Source organism: Pseudomonas sp. MRSN 12121, assembly GCF_000931465.1.
GTDB lineage: Bacteria > Pseudomonadota > Gammaproteobacteria > Pseudomonadales > Pseudomonadaceae > Aquipseudomonas.
The window spans coordinates 4678008-4689763 of record NZ_CP010892.1; the positions used below are offsets into that span (position 1 = coordinate 4678008).

Below are 11756 nucleotides of genomic sequence, written 5' to 3' on the forward strand. Positions count from 1 at the left end.
GAACCCGCCCGGCCTTACGCCGTCGTCGACGACACCTGGGCCAGGTAGTCCAGATGGCCCTGCGCGAAGTCCAGGTAGGTTCGCACGATCGCCGAGGGGTGACGGTGCGAGGGGTACAACAGGTTGATCTGCTGCTCGGGCAACGGCTGCCCGGGCAGCAGCGCCAGCAGCCGGCCTTCGCGGATCGCCTGCGCCGCCAGGAACGGTGGCAGCTCGGTGACCACATCGCCGGCCAGGGCCCGGCTGCGCAGGTGCAGGTAATCGTTGGTGGCCAGCACCGGCTCGGGCTGGAACAGTTCCTCGCCCAGACGCCAGCTCGCCCCGGCCCCCTGGCTCCACACCGCGCAGGGAAAGCCATGCAGCGCCGCCACGCTGTCGAGCCCGCCCCGCCGCTCGACCAGGGCCGGGCTGGCCACCAGGATGTGGCGATAGCTGAGCATGCGCCGCGCGATCATGCTCTCGTGGGCGATGCTGCCGACGCGCAGCGCCACATCCACCCCATCCTCGATCAGGTCGATACGCCGCTCGGTGGTGTAGACGCTGACCTGGATCTGCGGGTAGCTGCGCTGGAACGCCGCGAGGACTTCCCACCACGGCTCGAACGCGGGAGGCAGGGACAAGCGCAAGCGCCCTTTCAACTGCGCCTGGTCGCTGATGACCGCCTGCTCGCCTTCGATCAGCGCCTCGATGCCCCGGCTGGCGTGCTCGTACAGGCGCGCCCCGGAATCGGTGAGCCGGGTGCCGCGCACCGAACGCTCCAGCAACTGCACCTGCAACTGCTGCTCCAGCTCGCGGATGCGCCGGCTCAGGGTCGGCAACGGAATATCCAGGCGCTCGGCCGCAGCCGACAGGCTGCCGGCCTGGGCCACGCCGACGAACATGCGCACCGCATTGAAATCCATGGTGGCCACCCCTCTCATTTTTGAGATCCAGCTTATCTTTCCTGTGGATTATCTTCCAGATTCGATTGATGGATAGTGGCCTCACTGCCTGGCGAACGACCTCCACCCACCCGCCACGCACCCGAGGAAACGACCATGAAAGCCTACGTGATTGAACAACCCGGTGATGCCCAAGCCCTGCAACTGCAAGACATCCCCTCCCCCGAGCCGAAGCACGACGAAGTGCAGATCCGCGTCCGGGCGTTCGGCCTGAACCGTGCGGAAACCTACCTGCGGGCCGGCAAGATGGGCGAGATCACTGCCCCACGGGTGCCCGGCATCGAAGCCGTGGGCGAAGTCATCCATGACCCGGCCGGCGTGTTCCGCACCGGCCAGCGCGTAGCCACCGCCATGGGCGGCATGCAATTCGGCCGCAACGGCAGCTACGCCGAACAGGTCACCGTGCTGCGCGACAACGTGGTCTCACTGGACGGCAGCACCCTCTCCTGGGAAGAACTGGCCGCCCTGCCCGAGGCTTACCTGACAATCTGGGGCGCGCTGGACAAGAGCCTGGCGATCCAGCCCGGCCAGACCCTGCTGGTCCGTGGCGGCACGTCTTCGGTCGGCATGGCTGCCATCGCCTATGCCAAGGCCCGCGGCTTGACGGTGATCGCGACCACCCGCAGCGCCGCCAACAGCCAGCGCCTGCGAGACGTGGGCGCGGACCAGGTGGTGATCGACAGCGGCGAGATCGCCCAGCGCGTTCGGGAACTCGCCCCCGCCGGCGTCGACGCGGCCCTGGAAGTGGTCGGCGCCGCGACCTTGCGCGATACCCTCAAGACCGTGCGGCCGTTCGGCGCGGTGAGCGTCATCGGCCTGCTGGGCGGCGCGCCGGTGCTGGAGCAGTTGCACCTGATGCAGGACCTGCCCGGCGCGGTGCGGCTGAACTTCTTCCCCAGCGGCTTGCTGGGCACCGCGGCCATGCCGTTGAAGGATTCGCCGCTGGCCTGGATCGCCGAGCAGGTCGCCGCCAAGCGCATGCCGTCGATCCGCGCCCGGACCTTCGCCTTCGACGAAGTCCGCCAGGCCCACCGCCTGATGGAAAGCGATCGTGCCCTGGGCAAGCTGGTCGTGGTGCTCTGAGCCCCTGCCACCCTCAAGGAGTATTGCCATGCGTAACACATTGATCGCCATGATCCTGGGCGCCTCGGTCCTGCCCATGGCGGCCCAGGCGGCCGCCCCCGCCTCCAGCGACGCGGTGCGCAACGAAGTGACCCGGCAACTGGAACGCTATGAGCGCGCGCTCAACGCCTCCAACGTCGACCAGGTGATGACCCTGTACGCCAAGGATGCGGTGTTCATGCCGCAGAACAGCCAGCCGGTGGTGGGCCGCGACGCCGTGCGCGCCGCGTACCGCCAGATCTTCGGCCAGATCAAGCTCGAGGTGGATTTCACCATCGACGAGATCCAGCCGCTGTCGCCCGACTGGGCCTTTGCCCGGACCCGCTCCAAGGGCACGGTCAAGGTCCTGGCCGGCGACGGCAAGGCCAGCCCGGAAGGCAACCAGGAGGTGTTCCTGCTGCACCGGGAAAGCGATGGCCAGTGGCGCTTTGCGCGCTATATCTTCTCGACCACCAACCCGCCCGCCGCGCAGTAGGCGCCCCGCGCAAAAAAAACACCCTGGCCGCAAGGTCCAGGGTGTTTTTTTGCCGGCGCGATCCAGCGCCTCAGAGAAAGATCGTGCCCTTGAGGTACAGCGCGCCCTGGCCGCTGATCAGCACCCGGCCGTTATCCAGCACTTCGCACCACAGCTGGCCCTTGCGCGCCCCGCCCTGCTGCGCACTCAGGCGCTTCTTGCCCAGGCGCGCGGCCCAGTACGGCGCCAGGGAGGTGTGGGCCGAGCCGGTGACCGGGTCTTCGTTGACGCCAACGTTCGGGCCGAACCAGCGCGAGACGAAATCGAACTCCCGGCCCGGCGCGGTGACGGCGATGCCACGCACGTCGAACCGGGCCAGGGCGGCGAAATCGGGCGTGAGGCCGGCGATGCTCGCCTCGTCCTCGACCACCAGCAGGTAGTCGTCGGTGCGGTACAGCGCCTGGGCGCTCGACAGGCCGAGGGCGTGCAGCAGGCCCGGGGCGATCTCCACCGCGACCGGCTGCTTGGCCGGGAAATCCATGGACAGGCGCTCGCCGTCGCGGCGCACGCGCAACTCGCCGCTGCGGGTGGTGAAACGCAGCACGTCGCTGGGCTCGTGCAATTGCTCGAACAGCACCCAGGCCGCCGCCAGGGTGGCGTGGCCGCACAAGTCGACCTCTACCGTCGGGGTGAACCAGCGCAACTCGAACCCCTCGCCGTTGCGCACGAAGTAGGCGGTTTCCGACAGGTTGTTCTCCGCGGCGATGCGTTGCAGCGTGGCATCGGGCAGCCAGGCCTGCAGCGGGCAGACCGCGGCCGGGTTGCCGCCAAAAGGCGTGGCGGAAAAAGCGTCCACTTGAAAGATGTCGAGCTGCATCGGGTTCACTCCTGGTTTCGTGCGGATGGGTTGGCGTGGTCGGTGGCCCGGAGCTGGTCCAGGTAGTTGTAGATGGTGTAGCGGGTGACGCCCAGGGCCGCGGCGGCCTTCTCGATGCCGCCCTTGACGATGAACAGCCCGCGATCCTGCATCTGGCGCACGGCATCGAGCTTCTGCGGTTTCTTCATCAGGGCGGTGCCGCCGGGGCAGGCGCCGTGGATGATCTGCGCCATCAACTGCTCCATGTCCTGGGGTTCGTCGCCGCGCGGCTCGGGAGCGGCGGCCAGGCCCAGCAACTCGCCGAGGCAGGCATGGGCGGCGGCCAGGCCACTGAGGTCGGCGTTGCTGCACAGGGTGGCGAAGGGTTGGCCGCTGCTGTCGCGGTAGACCACCGTCGAGCTGCGCAACGGCCGGCCGTCCGGCGCGGTGGTCGGGTAGTTCTCCACCACCACCGGCTCGCTGCCGGAACGGTCCTCCATGGCCCGACGCACAGCGATGAACCCCAGGTCGTCGCGCGGCCCGCCCAGCACCGGACTGCCGACCCGGCGCCCGGTGACATGGCCATTGGCGATGGCGACGATGGACGCCTCCGGGCGGCTCAGGTCATGCAAGACGATTTCGATGTGCCGGCCGACCACGTTGCCGAGCATGGTCACGGTGCTGCGCAGCACCTTGAACAGCAGTTGGCGTTCGGCGGCGTGTTCGGCGCAAAAACGGGACTTTGGCGGCTTCATGACGGTTTCGCGGGAAAAATGATTCGCGGAAAAATATCAACACGCCATTGAATATTCAACTTTTTGTTGATATCGATTGCGCCACCGCCTCCAGCAACCAGTGCTTGAACGCCAGCATCGTCGGGCTCTGCGCCCGGGATTGCAGGCGGGTCAGCCAGTAACTGCCGGTGGTGATGCCCACCGCGAACGGCTGCACGATGCTGCCGGCCTGCAACGAGCGCTCGAACATCAGCGGCGGCGCCAGGGCCACGCCGATGCCTTGCTGCGCGGCCTCCATCATGCCCAGGGACGAGTCGAAGACGATGCTGCGCGACGGCAGGGTATTGGCCGGCAGGCCGGCGGCGCTGAACCATTCCGGCCACTCGTCGGCGCGGTAGGAGCGCAACAGGGTCTGCCCGAGCAGGTCGGCGGGATGGCGCAGTTGCCGCGCCAGCTCCGGCACGCAGAGCACCGACAGCGGCGCCTCCAGCAACTGCACGGCGTCGGTGCCGTGCCAGGCGCCGCTGCCGAAACGGATGGCGTAGTCCAGGCCCTCGGCGGCCACGTCGACCCGGTTGTTGTGGGTCGACAGGCGCAGGTCGATGAACGGGTGGCGCGCCTGGAAATCCTCCAGCCGCGGCAGCAACCAGCCGACGGCGAAGGTGCCGACCGCCCCCACGCTGAGCACTTCGCGGTAGTGCCCGCCCTCGAAGCGCCCGAGGGCCTGGGCGATGCGATCGAAACATTCGCAGAGCACCGGCAGCAGGGTTTCGCCCTCGCGGGTGAGCATCAGCCCGCGCGGCAGGCGCTTGAACAGCGTGACATTGAGCTGGGCCTCGAGGCTCTTCACCTGGTGGCTGACCGCGGCCTGGGTCACGCACAGCTCGATGGCGGCGCGGGTAAAGCTCAAGTGCCGCGCCGAGGCCTCGAACGCCCGCAGGGCATTCAGCGGCAAATGGGGTCGGATCATGACACTCCCTAGTTTTTCTAATGGCTCGGGCGAAATATCATCGTTTGCCGATCCCTCGCCGGACACCTACATTGAGCCCGCCCGCCGTACCACGCTGCACCTGAACACCTGTATGCGGGCCCGGCCGCCTGGATCGCAGCGGCTACTCTTTCTGCAAAATCATGGAATGCCTCCCCATCATGCACAACAAAAACTTAGCCTTGCCCGGCTTTATCGCCGCGTCCCTGCTGGCTTTCGGCGCCGGCGACTGCCTCGCCGCCGCTCCCCGGGACAGCGCCTTGAAACCGCTGGTCGACGCGGTGATCCGCCCGCTGATGCAACAACAGGGCATCGCCGGCATGGCCGTGGCCATCACCGTCAAGGGCCAGCCCCATTACTTCAATTACGGCCTGGCCTCCAGGGAAGAGCAGAAAGCCGTCGACCAGGACACGCTGTTCGAGATCGGTTCGGTGAGCAAGACCTTCACCGCGACCCTGGCGGCGTATGCCCAGGCCAGCGGCAAGCTGGCCTTCGACGCGCCGGCCAGCCGCTACCTGCCGGCCCTGCAAGGCAGCGCCTTCGAGCGCATCAGCGTGCTGCAACTGGGCACCTACAGCGCCGGCGGCCTGCCGTTGCAGTTCCCGCAGCAATGGGACAGCCAGGCCAAGATGCTCGGCTACTACCAGCAGTGGCAACCGAGCTACGCCCCCGGTGCCCAGCGCCTGTACTCGAACCCGAGCCTCGGCCTGTTCGGCTACCTGGCCGCGCAGAGCCTGGGGCAACCGTTCGCCCAGGCCATGGAGCAGCGCCTGTTCCCGGCGCTCGGCCTCACGCACACCTACCTCCAGGTCCCGGCCGCGCAGCAGGGCCATTACGCCCAGGGCTACGACAAGGACGGCAAGCCGGTGCGCGTCGGCCCCGGCGCCATGGACGCCGAGGCCTATGGGGTGAAGACCAGCGCCGCCGACCTGCTGCGTTTCGTCCAGGCCAACCTCCAGCCCCAAGCGCTGCCCCAGCCCTGGCAGCAGGCCATCGCCCTCACCCACACCGGCTATTACCAGGTCGAAGGCATGACCCAGGGCCTGGGCTGGGAGCTCTACCCTTACCCGTCCAGCCTGGACGCCCTGCTGGCCGGCAACTCGGCGCAGATGGCCTTCGAGCCCCACCCGACCCGCTGGCTGAACCCGCCCCAGGCGCCGCAGGCCGATACCCTGCTGAACAAGACCGGCGGCACCGGCGGCTTCGGCACTTATGTGCTGTTCGTGCCCGGCAAGGACATCGGCCTGGTGCTGCTGGCGAACAAGAACTACCCCAACGCCGAACGGGTGAAGGTCGCCCATGCGCTGCTCGAGGCCCTGGACAAGAGCACCGCGGTGGCCGGGCAACCCTGAAACGACGGCCAGCGGCACGAGCGCGATGATCGGCGCTGGCTAAAACCGGCGGAACGCGCCATCCTCCGCGTCTTTTCCCGCGCCGCCGTCATCGGCGGCGCACGCTTTTCCAAGGAAGCCGTCCATGCACAACTCGCCGCTGAACCCCGCCGAATTCGAATTCCTCGAAGACACCCTGCTCAAGTACGGCGACGACCACTCCGTGCTCAACCTCGCCGAATTCGACGGTTTCTGCACGGCCCTGGTGTCCGGCCCGACCCAGGTGGACATTGCCGAATGGTTCCCGGCCATCTGGGGCGGGCAGAACCCGGACTGGCAGAGCCCGGAAGAATGCAAGCGCTTCATCGAACTGAGCGTGCGCCATCTGAACGCCATCGCCACCGCGCTGGCCAGCGTCCCGACGCACTTCGCCCCGCGCTTCGAAGAGACCGAACACCAGGACCAGCCACTGGTCCTGGCCGAGGAATGGTGCTTCGGCTACCTGCGCGCCATGGCCGTGAGCAACTGGCCCGAACTCCCCGCCCCCCAGGCCGCCCAGTTGCAAGCGATCATCAGCTGCGCCGAACAGGACAACTTCGAACTGCCGGCCGATCTCGACCTGGCTCAGCATCGCCAGACCGTGGCCAGCGTCGAACAGGCAGCGCGTGGGCTGCACGATTATTGGTTGGCGCAACGCTGAGGGGGGACGGGGGCAGGCGGGGTGCCTGCCCTTGGGGGCTGGAGCATGACGACCAAAGGTTCGCCTAGATGACAGGCCAATGCCTTATCAGCGTTACAGCCGCGGACTCCATGAGCAGACTCAGCAACAGCCCACCCATGATGTAGTGCGAAATGATCAATCTTCTTTTGAGCGGTTGCGGGAAGTTGTTTATCTCATCGGCATCCAACAACCCTCTCCTGATGAAAAAGCCCGGGCAGGCCAAATAACCTGCGACTACTCCCACCATCATCATTCGGCCCCAGGGCCCCATGGACAGATAGAACCTGTTGCCGGTGATCATCTGGCAATTCCTGACATGTCCGAGCATCTCGTCCATACGGGTATATCCCCAATACAGATAGACGCCGAGCATGGTGAACATGCCAAGAAAAGTTATTCCGATACACCCCCCCAGAACGATATGTGCAGCAGTGATTACCATGCAGTTTTTCCCTCATAAATCAGCTCTCCAAAAAACTCTCCAGCTGATTCCCCACGCTTACTGGCAAAATAACTTCCGCCACCGGCCACCACTAAACCACAAGCGACGCTGCCCATTCCCCCTGTAGGAACACCAATAGCTACACAGATGGCGCCCGCTGTAGACGATGTTAAAAACACCCCCGCTAGCGCTCCACCGCTTACTCCCCCCAAGAAACTCCCCGCCTGCGTAAACTTCACCCGTTCACACGCTTCCTTGTTTCCCGCCAAGCACACATCCTGCACCTTCACATAAGACGCCCCGCCACCTAATGCAATGCCAACCCAACCACCCCACTTAAGCACCCTGGACGCTCTCGCAACACCTTCAATATGCGTCGCATACCCTGGTATCTGCCCAACCGCACCCGCCTGGGTCCAGCGATGCACCAGGCTGCGACTGGAAATCCCCAAGGCACTTTTAAGGTTGGGGTGATCGGGAAAGGCAATGCTCATTTTGGTGATGGAATTCAGGTTGGTATCCAACTGGGCAAACAGCTTTCTCCTTTCTGCAAAGAACTCGACGCTGCGCAAATGCCCATCCCGCAGAAAGAACGTCTGATGCAAGGCCTCGATATCCAGCAGGGTCCTTTTCAAACCGTCCATAGGGTTGCCAGCCGCCGCTGTACCGACACCTAGAACCGTCGAACCATAGGCCAGTATCGACTCGACCTGCGCCCGGTACTTGAGCATAAAAGCCGCTTCCTCATCGCTCAGGGACGCCAGGGCCGTACTCACCTGCTCCGCTGCTGCCATCAGTTGCGCTTCTTCACGGGTGCATTGGTAATTGTCGGGATGACTGAGCACGACCAGTTGCCCAGGCTTGGCATCGTTCGCGAGGTGCGGATTGAGCCGGCGGAATTTCTCCAGCACCGCCGCGTCGGCTTGACCGAAGAGCACTGTCTCCAATACAGCCCGAGTCATCGGCGTTTGCACGATATGAAACCCCGGCTCGATTAGGTGCTGCGTGTCCTGCACGGACAGCGGCGGTGACACGATATCGCCGTGGGCCACCGCAAGGCCGCGCACCTGGTCCCGCGGCACCGCATCGGCAAACGGGTTTTGCGGGTAGCCCTGGTGAATGGCGTCGGCCCAGCGTTGAGTGTTGGCCACCGCGGGCCCGACGCAATCGCTGTCGAGCGGGATAAACGGCTGGTTGCCGGAACAGACCGTCCCCTGGGTGGCGATCAGGCGATTGGCCCCGCTCGGGCAACCGCATTGCACGCGGCCGCCTTCCACCGCCGTGGCTTGATGGTTATCGGCCCAGGTGTGATGACCTTCGGCGATAAAGCCAACCGTCTGGCACACCGGGCACCAGACCGGGTCGGCAATACGGGCGATCCGTCGCCCCACGACAAAGGTGCTGCCTGACCCCGCAATGACCTTGCCACCGGTGGTGGTGGGGTCGCCTTCCCTGATGACCAAGGCCATGGCTTACGTCCGAGTGAGAAATGGGCCTCGAACGTAACGATGCGGGTCAGGCGGCTGAATCAGGCGTTCCTGAAAGTGCTTGCAGCAGTGGAAAGACATCCCGCAAAAACGCAAAAACCTCCCGCAGGAGGCTTTTGCTTCGACCGCGAGCAGCGGATCAGAACGCCAGTTTGTAACCGATGGAGAACAGCATGAGCGCCAGGAACGGTCGCAGCAGTTCGTCCGAGACACGGCCACTCATGTGGCTGCCCAGCCAGATCCCCGGCAGCGAGCCCATCAGCAGGAAGCCCAGCAACTGCCAGTCCATGTTGCCCATGCTGGCATGGCCCAGGCCGGCGACCTGGGTCAATGGCACGGCGTGGGCGATTTCGGTGCCGACCAGGCGCCGGGTGGCCAGGAACGGATACAGGATGAACAACGCCACGGTGCCCAGGGCGCCGGCGCCGATGGACGTGAGGGCGACCATGGTGCCCAGGATCAGCCCGGTGACCACGGTCAGCGCGTTGAGGCTGGAGGCCTTCAGGTGGTAGTGGTCGCCGGCATGCTTCTGGGCAAAGGCCAGCAGTTTTTTCTTGAACAGGATCGCCAGCGCAGTGAGCAGCAGGACCACGCCCAGCGCTTGCTTGATCACGCTGTTCAGCGCTTGCGGGTCGGTGTCCAGGCTCTTGAGGAACCACAGGGTGGCCAATACCGCCGGCACGCTGCCCAGGGTCAGCCAACCGGTGATCTTCCAGTCGATATTGCGGTTCTTCTGATGGACCAGCACCCCACCGGACTTGGTGATGGCGGCGTACAGCAGGTCGGTGCCGACGGCGGTTGCCGGGTTGATGCCGAACCACAACAGGATCGGGGTCATCAGCGAACCGCCGCCCACTCCTGTCATCCCCACGATGAAACCCACTATCAGGCCCGCGACTACAAAACCGAAATTGCCCACATCCATCAATAAGCCCTACGCAATCGCGGCCAGGTAAAAAACTGGCGGCAGCATAGCGCTAATGCTTATGTCCATTTATAAAAATAAAATCTAACGTTATAACCACTTTCCAAAAAACCATGCATTGCGCGCATTCAACGCGGGCTACGCATGCTTTCTGTACATGGCTTCGCGAGCGCGCCAAGGGCCCGTTTATCGGTCATTTTCCGGGGGCGATCCGCTTCACCGCGTCGATCCAGTCCGGGTCCAGGCGCTCTTGCCGAGTGTCCATGCCCAGGGTCTCCATGCGCTCCTTGTGGCGGTCGATCTCATGCACCGCCTGGCTCAAGGCGCTGGAGTTGGCGTCCAGCTGGTGCATCTGGATCAGCCCCAGGTGATAGAAACGCAGCAGCTTCATCGCCGTCGGGTCCCCGGCCTCGACCCCGGCGGTGACGTGGTGCATGACATTGGTCACGCTCATCAGGCTGCGCTTGAGCTGCCAGCCGTACACCGCGGCGGCCATCCACGGCTGCGACCAGAACCGCAGGCGCATCAGCGCGATGCTCAGCACCAACCCGGCCAGCACGCCGGCAACATTGAGACGAAAGTTGTCGCCGCCCGGGGTGCCGAACAGCAACACCGCGGCGCTGGACAGCAACATGGCCAGGGACAGGAAGATCAGGGCGATATACAGGGTGCTGCGGCGGGTCTGCTGACGGAAAAGCTCGGGGTTCTGCGGCTGGATCTCGAACATGGGGACGGCGCGCTCGGCGGATGGACAGGCCGGCATTATCACCTCGCCGGTGTCGACAGATGGCGATTAAATCCGCACTGCGACAATTCACCCCGGGCCCGCAAGACCCTACCGGCCCCGCGAGGGGCCGGTGGGCGTTGTTCAGGCCGCCCCGCCCTTGGCCTGCTGTTCCAGGTGCAGTTGCAGCTCGGGGTCGATCTTGAGCGCCGCCGCCAGTTCGTCCAGGTAATTGCGCTCGGCGTCTTGCTGGTCGTCCACCAGCATCACGCTGGCCAGGTACATTTCCGCAGCCATGCCCGGCTCGCCCGCAGCCGAGCGGGCCACGTCGGCGGCGTCCAGGGGACGCGCGACTTCCTCGTCGAGCCACTGCTGCAATTGCGGATCGTCGGTGTGCCGGCCTATTTCGGCGCCGATCAGCTGTTTTTCCTGTTCGTCGATGCGGCCGTCGGCCTTGGCCGCGGCGATCAGCGCGCGCAAGATCGCGTGGCTGTGTTCCTCGGCTTCCGGGCCGGCCAGCTGGTCGACCGTGCGCAGCCCTTGCGGCGCCGCCGTCTGTTGCTGCCGTTGCCAGGCCTGGTACGCCTGGAACGCCATCATGCCCAGGGAGGCCAGCGCCGCGTAGTTCATGCCGCCGCCGGAACGGCCCTGGGCGGCGCCACCGGAAGCCGCGCCGCCGGCTAACGCACCGCCCAGCCCGGAACCGCCCAACAGGCCGCCGAGCAGGCCACCCAGCCCACCGCCGCCCAGCCCGCCCGTGGCGCCACCGCCCGCGCTGTTGCCGCCCAACAGGCCACCGAGCAAGCCACCCAGGCCTCCGAGGCCATCCTGCGAGGCCGAAGCCCCGCCACCTTGCTGCGTCATCGAGGCCTGGCCGGCGCGCAGCAACTGTTCAAGCAAATCACTGGTGTTCATGGCATCGCTCTCTTGGGGCAGTTATTCAGATTGCCAACAATAGTCTTCGCCACGGATTGCGCCAACTGCTGGCACTTCTGCCACGGCCCGCACTGCCGAGCACCGGCCCACCAGCT

13 protein-coding genes are annotated in these 11756 nt (G+C 65.5%); 4 read left to right on the top strand and 9 right to left on the bottom strand.

All coding sequences use genetic code 11. From position 1 onward, the window contains the following. Nucleotides 1–14 precede the first annotated feature (14 nt). A complete protein-coding gene (locus TO66_RS21270; protein WP_044464122.1) occupies nucleotides 15–902 on the bottom strand; it encodes a LysR family transcriptional regulator in 888 nt (295 codons plus the stop codon). Between the two features lie 135 nt (nucleotides 903–1037). On the opposite strand from TO66_RS21270, the gene TO66_RS21275 reads away from it, so the two are divergent. Continuing rightward, the gene (locus TO66_RS21275; RefSeq protein WP_044464123.1) at nucleotides 1038–2024 is read left to right on the top strand and encodes a zinc-binding dehydrogenase; all 987 of its coding nucleotides are present in this window, start codon (nucleotides 1038–1040) and stop codon (nucleotides 2022–2024) included. A 28-nt stretch (nucleotides 2025–2052) separates the two neighbouring features. After that, entirely contained in the window at nucleotides 2053–2538 is a 486-nt protein-coding gene (locus TO66_RS21280) for an SgcJ/EcaC family oxidoreductase (protein WP_044464124.1), read from the top strand. Between the two features lie 70 nt (nucleotides 2539–2608). Here the strand turns inward: TO66_RS21280 and TO66_RS21285 are convergent, their stop codons facing one another. The 3 genes from TO66_RS21285 to TO66_RS21295 are packed head-to-tail and all read right to left on the bottom strand — an operon-like array spanning nucleotide 2609 to nucleotide 5077. Beyond that, nucleotides 2609–3394, bottom strand: a complete 786-nt coding sequence (locus tag TO66_RS21285) for a PhzF family phenazine biosynthesis protein (RefSeq protein WP_044464125.1) — start codon at nucleotides 3392–3394, stop codon at nucleotides 2609–2611. Nucleotides 3395–3399: 5 nt separating this feature from the next. Continuing rightward, nucleotides 3400–4128 (bottom strand): transcriptional regulator, encoded by a 729-nt coding sequence (locus TO66_RS21290; RefSeq protein WP_044464126.1) that lies wholly within the window; start codon nucleotides 4126–4128, stop codon nucleotides 3400–3402. Nucleotides 4129–4183: 55 nt separating this feature from the next. After that, nucleotides 4184–5077: a LysR family transcriptional regulator gene (locus TO66_RS21295; RefSeq protein ID WP_044464127.1), complete on the bottom strand. Its 894-nt coding sequence runs from the start codon at nucleotides 5075–5077 to the stop codon at nucleotides 4184–4186. Between the two features lie 179 nt (nucleotides 5078–5256). On the opposite strand from TO66_RS21295, the gene ampC reads away from it, so the two are divergent. After that, nucleotides 5257–6447: a class C beta-lactamase gene (gene ampC, locus TO66_RS21300; RefSeq protein WP_044464128.1), complete on the top strand. Its 1191-nt coding sequence runs from the start codon at nucleotides 5257–5259 to the stop codon at nucleotides 6445–6447. A 124-nt stretch (nucleotides 6448–6571) separates the two neighbouring features. After that, nucleotides 6572–7126, top strand: coding sequence for a UPF0149 family protein (locus TO66_RS21305; RefSeq protein WP_044464129.1), 555 nt, complete (start codon nucleotides 6572–6574; stop codon nucleotides 7124–7126). 64 nt (nucleotides 7127–7190) lie between these two features. Here the strand turns inward: TO66_RS21305 and TO66_RS21310 are convergent, their stop codons facing one another. The 5 genes from TO66_RS21310 to TO66_RS21330 all read right to left on the bottom strand — a co-directional run bounded on the left by TO66_RS21310 (nucleotide 7191) and on the right by TO66_RS21330 (nucleotide 11640). Then, nucleotides 7191–7589 carry a hypothetical protein gene (locus TO66_RS21310; RefSeq protein WP_044464130.1) on the bottom strand — a complete coding sequence of 133 codons (399 nt, stop codon included), beginning with the start codon at nucleotides 7587–7589 and terminating at the stop codon, nucleotides 7191–7193. After that, entirely contained in the window at nucleotides 7583–9058 is a 1476-nt protein-coding gene (locus TO66_RS21315) for a PAAR domain-containing protein (protein WP_044464131.1), read from the bottom strand. Before TO66_RS21315 ends, TO66_RS21310 begins: the two co-directional genes overlap by 7 nt. Nucleotides 9059–9215: 157 nt before the next feature. After that, complete coding sequence (locus TO66_RS21320; protein ID WP_044464132.1) at nucleotides 9216–10001, bottom strand: sulfite exporter TauE/SafE family protein; 786 nt, start codon at nucleotides 9999–10001, stop codon at nucleotides 9216–9218. Between the two features lie 193 nt (nucleotides 10002–10194). Beyond that, the gene (locus TO66_RS21325; protein ID WP_044464133.1) at nucleotides 10195–10728 is read right to left on the bottom strand and encodes a DUF3087 domain-containing protein; all 534 of its coding nucleotides are present in this window, start codon (nucleotides 10726–10728) and stop codon (nucleotides 10195–10197) included. Between the two features lie 141 nt (nucleotides 10729–10869). Further along, on the bottom strand, nucleotides 10870–11640 hold the full coding sequence (locus TO66_RS21330) for a tellurite resistance TerB family protein (protein ID WP_044464134.1): 771 nt from the start codon (nucleotides 11638–11640) through the stop codon (nucleotides 10870–10872). Between the last annotated feature and the right edge of the window lie 116 nt (nucleotides 11641–11756).

Bases quoted from the DNA above. Each gene is read 5' to 3' on its own strand.
- TO66_RS21305 (WP_044464129.1), top strand. From the start codon at position 6,572: ATGCACAACTCGCCGCTGAACCCCGCCGAATTCGAATTCCTCGAAGAC.
- TO66_RS21285 (WP_044464125.1), bottom strand. From the start codon at position 3,394: ATGCAGCTCGACATCTTTCAAGTGGACGCTTTTTCCGCCACGCCTTTT.
- TO66_RS21320 (WP_044464132.1), bottom strand. From the start codon at position 10,001: ATGGATGTGGGCAATTTCGGTTTTGTAGTCGCGGGCCTGATAGTGGGT.
- TO66_RS21325 (WP_044464133.1), bottom strand. From the start codon at position 10,728: ATGTTCGAGATCCAGCCGCAGAACCCCGAGCTTTTCCGTCAGCAGACC.
- TO66_RS21295 (WP_044464127.1), bottom strand. From the start codon at position 5,077: ATGATCCGACCCCATTTGCCGCTGAATGCCCTGCGGGCGTTCGAGGCC.
- TO66_RS21275 (WP_044464123.1), top strand. From the start codon at position 1,038: ATGAAAGCCTACGTGATTGAACAACCCGGTGATGCCCAAGCCCTGCAA.
- TO66_RS21315 (WP_044464131.1), bottom strand. From the start codon at position 9,058: ATGGCCTTGGTCATCAGGGAAGGCGACCCCACCACCACCGGTGGCAAG.
- ampC (WP_044464128.1), top strand. From the start codon at position 5,257: ATGCACAACAAAAACTTAGCCTTGCCCGGCTTTATCGCCGCGTCCCTG.
- TO66_RS21280 (WP_044464124.1), top strand. From the start codon at position 2,053: ATGCGTAACACATTGATCGCCATGATCCTGGGCGCCTCGGTCCTGCCC.
- TO66_RS21270 (WP_044464122.1), bottom strand. From the start codon at position 902: ATGGATTTCAATGCGGTGCGCATGTTCGTCGGCGTGGCCCAGGCCGGC.
- TO66_RS21290 (WP_044464126.1), bottom strand. From the start codon at position 4,128: ATGAAGCCGCCAAAGTCCCGTTTTTGCGCCGAACACGCCGCCGAACGC.
- TO66_RS21330 (WP_044464134.1), bottom strand. From the start codon at position 11,640: ATGAACACCAGTGATTTGCTTGAACAGTTGCTGCGCGCCGGCCAGGCC.
- TO66_RS21310 (WP_044464130.1), bottom strand. From the start codon at position 7,589: ATGGTAATCACTGCTGCACATATCGTTCTGGGGGGGTGTATCGGAATA.